Source organism: Micropruina sp. (assembly GCF_027492755.1).
Lineage (GTDB): Bacteria > Actinomycetota > Actinomycetes > Propionibacteriales > Propionibacteriaceae > Micropruina.
In genome coordinates, this window is the sequence record NZ_JAPUED010000156.1 from 1 (window position 1) to 6,081 (window position 6,081).

The following is a 6,081-nucleotide window of genomic DNA, read 5'->3' on the forward strand; positions in this document are numbered from 1 at the left end:
TGGTGCTGGTGATGGCTGAGGATCGCGCCGTGCGGCTGTACCGCTCGACGAATCTTCTCGACTGGCGACTCTCCTCGGAGGTGGGTGGGTTCGGCTTCACGGCAGGCGTGTGGGAATGCCCCGACATCGTCCGCGTGCCCATCGAGGGCACCGACGAGACGGCGTGGGTGCTGCTGCTCAGCGTGCAGGCGGGCGGCCCGGCCGGCGGCTCCGGTATGCAGTACGCCATCGTCGACTACGACGGGAGGACCTTTCAGCCGCTCGACGACGCGCGCTGGCTCGACCTCGGCTCCGACTTCTACGCCGCCATCTCCTACACGGGCACCGACGACCCCGAACCCGTCATCCAGGGCTGGATGAACAACTGGGCCTATGCGGCCACCATCCCTGCGGGCGCCTTCCGCGGCTCGATGACGCTGCCGCGCAGGCTCACCCTGCGCGAGCGGCCGGGCGGGTTGCGGCTCGTCCAGGACATGGTCACGGCCGAGGCGCCCGCCGTCCACGAGGCTGAGCAGCTGCGCATCGAGGGGAGTTGGCGGGTCCCGGTCGACCTCCTTGCGGCTCGGGTATCGCTCGAACTCGAGTTCGGCTCCGCCACCCGGGCCGGTCTGGACGTCAGGGTCGGGGACTCCGATGGGGAGCGCACCCGCATCGTGGTCGATCGGGACGCCCGCACGATCTCGCTGGACCGGACGTCTTCCGGTGAGGCCTCCTTCCACGAAGGTTTCGCCGCGGTGCACACGGCCGCGTTGCCCGTGGCCGACCCGCAGGACGGGGCCGCGAGGGGCGCCGAGGTGGTGCGCCTGGACGTCTTCGTCGACGTCTCCTCGGTGGAGGTGCTCGCCGCCGACGGCGAAGTGGCCCTCACCGACCTGGTGTTTCCGTCGCCCGAAAGTCGCGGCATCGAGGTCTTCGCCGAAGGCGGCGAGGCCGTCGTGCGCTCCCTGGTCGTTGCCCCGCTCTGAGCCGGACGCGGTGCGGAGCTCAGCTGCCGGCTGAGGCAGCGACTCTCAGCTGGCGTACCGACTCACGGATGACGAGCGGCATGGGCAACATCGTGTGGGAGGGCTCATAGTCACCGATGAGCATCTCGACGCCGCGTTGTGCCATCTCCTCGTAGGGCAGCCGGGCGGTGGTCAGGCCCGGACGTTGGTAGGCGGCCACCTCCTCGTCGTCGAAGGAGACAACCGAGACGTCATCGGGGATGCGCAGGCCCAGCTTCGCCACCGCCTGATAGACGCCGAACGCGACGTTGTCGTTGAGCGCGATGATCGCGGTGAGTTCAGGATGCTCGGTGAGCATGCGTAACCCGTACTCATAGCCCACATGGGGCTGCCAATCGTCGACCACCGCACGGACGGCCACGATGCCGGCCGCGTCGAGTGCGCCGTCGAGCCCCTTGAACCGCTCACCGATGGTGACCGATGCTCGCGGGTCGCCCATCACCCGCGGAATGTCGCCGATCAGCCCGATGCGCCGATGCCCCGCCTCGATGAGCAGGCCGGCGATGGCCTGCCCCGCCGTACGTTCGTCGGGTAGCACGTTGGGGTGCTCGCGCGAACTGGTGCCGTTGATGACGACGAGCGGAACGTAGCGCACCTCGGGCAGGTCGATCATGCGTGCACCCAGAAGGCCGACGAGGATGCCGTCGACCCGCCGGTCGAGCATGAGTTCGACGGCGTCCGCGAGTTCGTGCCGGTCCGTCTCGGTCATCAGGACGGTGTAGCCGCGCTGCTTGGCGGCGCCGAGGACACCGCGGATCATCCCCGATGCGTAGCGGGTGAGCGTGACGTGGTCGGAGATGAAGCCGATCGTCTGGGTCTTGTCGTGCCGCAGACTCACCGCGGCGGGGTTGGGGCGGTAGTCGAGCTTGGCGGCGGCGGCGCGCACCCGCTCGGCGGCCTCGGCGGACAGCCGGGTGCCCGGCTTGTCGTTGAGGATCATGCTCACGGCCGCTTTGGACATGCCGGATTCCCTTGCGACGTCGGCCAGAGTTGGCCGACGAGCGGGTCCCCGGGTCATAGCACGCCTCCTTCGCCGAGCGTCGCCGCCCAGCTTTCGGCCCAGTCTATGGAGAAGCCGAGACGCGCACCTCGAAAGCCCCATGTTGGTCGCGGGACGACGTCCGCGACCCCTAGGACGGGCGGGGGTTCGACCGATGGCGGCTCAGTGCAGCGGATGCCGCTGGGCGAACTCGTACTGCTGGTCGAAGACGTCCTTCAGCCCGTGGTACGTGGCCGCTTGGATCTCGCCCAGCTCCCGGTAGATCTCGTGGTTCGCGGCGTCCGGCTCGGTCGTGTTGCCGTGCCTGGACATCGCTTTGGCGGCGATCTCGAGCGAGTCGTGTGTGCCGGTGGCCGCCATCGCCATCACCGCGGCACCCATCGCGGACACCTCCTCGGTCGGGCTCTCGGTGAGCGGCAACCCGATCGCGTCGGTCATGATCTGTCGCCACAAGGGGGAACGCTGCCCGCCGCCGACCGCGGTCACCGTCCGCAGCGGGACGCCGGTGGTGTCGGCGAGCCCGGCCAGGTTGCGGGCCATCTCGATGCTGATGCCTTCCAGGGTCGAGCGGTACAGCTCGGCACGTCCGTAGGCGCCGGCCAGTCCGACGATCGCGCCGTGCGCGACCGGGTTCCAGAACGGGCTCTGCACGGCGTTGAAGTAGGGGAGGGTGACCAGGCCGCCGCAGCCGGGCCGCACGGCCGCGGCCCGCTCGTCCAGCGCCGGGTCCGGACGGCCTCCCAGAGCCGGGTCGCCGAGCTTCTCGCGGAACCAGCCGGCGAGATAGGCGCCCGAGTTCTGCACGATCTCCAGTACGTACTGGCCGGGAATGCCGGCGGCATCGGTGCGGAACACCGCGGCGTGCTCGTAGCGCGGGGAATGGACGCCGGCCACCAGGGCGGTACCCATGTTCAGGTACGCCTCGTCGAGGCCGATCGCACCCACGCCGAGCGCCGCGGCCTGGCCGTCGCCGCAGGAGGCCACCAGCAGCACCTCCTGGTCGAGTCCCCAAGCGGTGGTGATCTCGCGGTCGATCGGCCCGATCACGCTGGCGGCCGGGACCAGCTCACACAGCTGCTCGGCGCGCAGGCCGGCGTGGGTCAGCATCTCGTCGGACCAATCGAGCCGGGCCATGTCGAACAGGCCCAGGCTGTCCGCGGTCGCCGCCGAATCGACCCAGCGTCCGGTCATCGCGTGCACCAGGTAGGCGTGCACGCCGACCACCTTGTGGGCGTGCCGCAACACCTCGGGCTCGTTGTCCTTCAGCCAGGCGATCTTGTACACCGACGGGGTGACGTCGGGCTGGAAGCCGGTCAGCTGATGGATGTGCTCGGTGCCGAAGCGCCGCACCTGGTCGGCTGCGCGTCCGTCCAGCCAGAGAATGCCGGGGCGCAGCGGCTCGCCCTCGGCGTCCACCAGGGTGAACGTCTGGCGCTGGATGGTGGCGCACAGATGGGTGATCCGAGCCCGGTCGGCGGCCGACAGTGCGGCCACCGCCTGCGCGACGGCGTCGTTGGTGCTGCGCCACCAGTCCCGCGGGTCCTGTTCGTAGAAGTCGACGCGTGGCGTCTGCATGGCGAACTCGGCCTTGCCCTGGGCGAGGACCAAGCCGGTGGCGTCGACGACGAGGGCCTTCGTGCTGGTGGTCGAGCTGTCGATACCGATGACGAGCGGGCTGGACATGTGCACCTCCTTGTGCGGATCCGATCGTTCGAGCCTAACTGTCGTGTCCGGCTGCCGCCGGAGTTCCGGACGGCTGTCCCGGGGGACGAGAGTCGCCCTGCGCCGGACGGGCTGTAGCCGGAAGCATGTCCAACGCAGCGGTGTGCTCTCGGGACTCACCGCCGACGGGCGATAACCTGCGGCAATGACCACGAACCCGCCGAAGCCCACGATCCTGCTGCGCGCCGAGGAGCGCCCCAGCGAGCGGCGCACGCCGCTCACGCCGGAAGGCGCGGCCGAGGTCGAGGCGGCCGGCATCCGAGTGCTGGTGGAGTCGTCGACGACGCGGGTCTACCCCGACGAGGAATATCGCGCCCAGGGTCTGGAGATCGTGCCGGCGCGGTCCTGGCTGGACGCCGACCCCGACGTCGTCGTCCTCGGCATCAAGGAACTGCCGGATGAGCCGGCTCAACTGCGCCATCGGCACATCTACTTCGGACACGCCTACAAGGGTCAGCAGGGTGCGGCCGAACTGCTGCGCAGGTTCGTGGCCGGCGGGGGAGAGCTGCTCGACCTGGAGTACCTGGTCAACTCCTCCGGCCAGCGGGTGGTCGCCTTCGGCTACTGGGCGGGCTTCGTCGGCGGTGCGCTCGGCGCGTTGCAGCTCGCCGGTGAACTGACCGCGCCCTTGGTGCCGATGTCGCTCGACGAACTGGCGGGGAAGCTGGAGAGCGCCGGCACGCGGTTGACCGGTGCCACCGCGGTGGTCACCGGTGCGTTCGGACGGGCGGGGCGAGGTGCCACGGACGCCCTGGTTCTGGCCGGCGTCGGGGTGTCCCGCTGGGACCGGGACGATACCCGGGACCTCGACTCCGACGCCCTGGTCGCGCACGACCTGCTGGTGCACTGCGTGCATGCCAATGTGCCGCAGCCGCCGTTCCTCACCGAGGCCGATCGGACGCGTCCGGGTCGCCGCCTGCGGGTGCTGGCCGACGTGACCGCCGACGTCCCCTCTGATCTCAACCTGCTGCCGGTCAGCAACCGGCTCACCAGCTGGAGCGAGCCGGTGCGACGCATCTGGGACGATCCGGTGCCGTTGGACGCCATCGTCATCGACAACCTGCCGTCGTTGCTGCCGCAGCAGGCCAGCCAGGACTTCTCGTCCGGCCTGGTGCCCATCCTGCCGGGACTGTTCACCGGTGATCCGGTGTGGGGTCGGGCGGCCGCCACCTTCCACGGGGCGATCACCGGTCTCGAGTTGACCGCGGAGGTGTGACGCCGAACGGACGGGCATGACGAGGCCGGCGAAACCCTGAGGGTTTCGCCGGCCTGTTGATCGTCCGGAGCGCCGCTTGCGCGGCAACCGCAGTCACCGGTTGATCGGGATCAGCCGACGGCACGAAGCCGATGACGTGCTTCGATCCGCTCGCGCGACTCGGACACCGAATCGAAGCGATGCGAACGTCCGGCGTCGATCCGGTGCTGCTCGGACGGCACCGACGGCTGCTCGCGCTGAGCCCAGCGGATCAAGGCGAGGCCACCGTGCAGGGCGAGGCGATCGAAGACAGACAGTCGACGCAGTTCGGTTGACGTTGTGTATTCGTGTATGGGCTTTTCTAGCGTATTCATGATGGCGCATTTCTGAAATTGGCAGGCGAAATTTGACGTGTCCACAAATGGCGCGGACGCGGGTGAGCCACGGCGGGCTTTTCTGCAATGAAGCGGTGCTTCGCGGCGATTTCGATTTGTCTACCGGTGCCGGCGATGACAGAGGCGTGCCGACTCGGTGCGTGCCGACGGCGATCGCTCGTGTGCGATCAATCGTGGCAGGAAGAACTCGACAGTCCTCGGCAAGGGACGCTCGGCAGACCCCTCAGTAGGAGGGGATCGGCAGTCGTCGCACCGTCAACCGGCAAGTAGCGACGTACCGCCCACGCAGCCGAGGGCCGGCACGACAGTGCCGTCGATCTTCGATGTGAATCGGATCATCATCTCTCTCGGCCTCCCTTCTGTGGTCGCGGTCGTATGTCTTCGTCGACAATAGACGCCTATCTCGGCAATTGCAACCGGCCGGCGAATAATGTCACCTTTGGCGGTGTCGACGGGTGTATTCGGGCGAAACTGTCCTGATTCCGGCGCATTGTGATCGACGGGTGAGGAGCGGTCAGCCGGCGAGGGCCAGAGCGAACGGCAGGACCGAATCGGCACCGGCGCGACGCAGCAAACGCGCGGTCACCGTCATCGTCCAACGCGAGTCAATCAGGTCGTCCACCAGCAGCACCGGCCCGCGCACCTCGCGCAGTTCCTCGGCCAGCTGGTCCGGCACCGCGAACCGCTCCCACAGGTCGCGCACCCGGTAAGCGCTGTTGGAGGCGCCTCGTCCGGCGCCGGTGTCCGGGTTGAGGGCGAGCGGAC

The 6,081-nt window shown here is 68.9% G+C and carries 5 protein-coding genes and 1 pseudogene; 2 read left to right on the top strand and 4 right to left on the bottom strand.

Annotated elements, in window-relative coordinates:
• Window positions 1–965 (top strand): GH32 C-terminal domain-containing protein (locus tag Q0066_RS11015; RefSeq protein WP_298132851.1); only part of this gene is annotated, 965 nt, incomplete at its 5' end.
• A gap of 19 nt (window positions 966–984) precedes the next feature.
• Here Q0066_RS11015 and Q0066_RS11020 read toward each other — a convergent pair.
• Together Q0066_RS11020 and Q0066_RS11025 are read right to left on the bottom strand one after the other, a co-directional pair.
• Window positions 985–2,106, bottom strand: coding sequence for a LacI family DNA-binding transcriptional regulator (locus Q0066_RS11020; protein ID WP_366521517.1), 1,122 nt, complete (start codon window positions 2,104–2,106; stop codon window positions 985–987).
• Window positions 2,107–2,166: 60 nt separating this feature from the next.
• Entirely contained in the window at window positions 2,167–3,687 is a 1,521-nt protein-coding gene (locus Q0066_RS11025) for an FGGY family carbohydrate kinase (protein WP_298132855.1), read from the bottom strand.
• 184 nt (window positions 3,688–3,871) lie between these two features.
• Between Q0066_RS11025 and Q0066_RS11030 the strand changes: the two genes are divergently transcribed.
• Window positions 3,872–4,942 (top strand): hypothetical protein, encoded by a 1,071-nt coding sequence (locus tag Q0066_RS11030; RefSeq protein WP_298132857.1) that lies wholly within the window; start codon window positions 3,872–3,874, stop codon window positions 4,940–4,942.
• A 110-nt stretch (window positions 4,943–5,052) separates the two neighbouring features.
• Here Q0066_RS11030 and Q0066_RS11035 read toward each other — a convergent pair whose 3' ends face one another.
• Entirely contained in the window at window positions 5,053–5,340 is a 288-nt protein-coding gene (locus tag Q0066_RS11035; RefSeq protein ID WP_298132859.1) for a hypothetical protein, read from the bottom strand.
• A 490-nt stretch (window positions 5,341–5,830) separates the two neighbouring features.
• Window positions 5,831–6,081: pseudogene (locus Q0066_RS11040) on the bottom strand (recombinase RecQ); the annotation flags it as partial.